We start from the raw sequence: 605 nt of genomic DNA, 5'->3' as shown, positions 1-605 counted from the left end.
TTACTGCACTTGGCATCCCCAAGACAGAGGCGATAGGCTAAATCCGTCCGGTGTCAGGGGAGGTCCGACCTCAACCCTATTTGTGCAACAAAGCCGCGGAGCTCCTGAACATTTTGAAAATCAAAGCCCAGATACCCAGATTTGTCCAAAATGAACAAGTTGTCCGATACTATATTTGAGCTCAAGCTATTCTTTAGCTCATCAATCACGTGGGAGACTGAACCCGGTGACCCGCTCTCACTCTCCACTTTCTCCAACGCCAAGCTTAACTCATTAGCAATCCAAGGGGAATTTAGCGTAGGCGCCTTATAGCTATCCAACGCATAGTGAAATGTAAGCTCTAGTAATCTCTGTTCAAAGAAAAGCACCGCTTCGCTCAACTGACCTTGATCGGCTTCAATTTCTTCCTTCGTCAAGGTCGCCCCTCCCAATGCATTACTGAAAATAATTTTTTCAAGTATTTCAAATAACCGTGTTCTGAAATTAAACGTGCTGCAAGACCAATCTGTTTGCTGCACGGCGTAGCACCACTGTAGCACCGGTCGGGATAACCCCAACGCAAACGTCCACCCGGAGGTGGCGTTAAGCATCTGTGTTTGTGGTAT

General features: G+C 47.1%; 1 protein-coding gene. It reads right to left on the bottom strand.

Annotated features, from left to right (window positions below):
* Positions 1-53: 53 nt before the first annotated feature.
* Positions 54-605 (bottom strand): hypothetical protein (locus tag DL239_RS21400; protein ID WP_206188600.1); only part of this gene is annotated, 552 nt, incomplete at its 5' end.

This window comes from Parasedimentitalea denitrificans (assembly GCF_011813015.1).
Lineage (GTDB): Bacteria > Pseudomonadota > Alphaproteobacteria > Rhodobacterales > Rhodobacteraceae > Parasedimentitalea > Parasedimentitalea denitrificans.
This window is presented reverse-complemented; position numbering and strand designations above follow the sequence as displayed.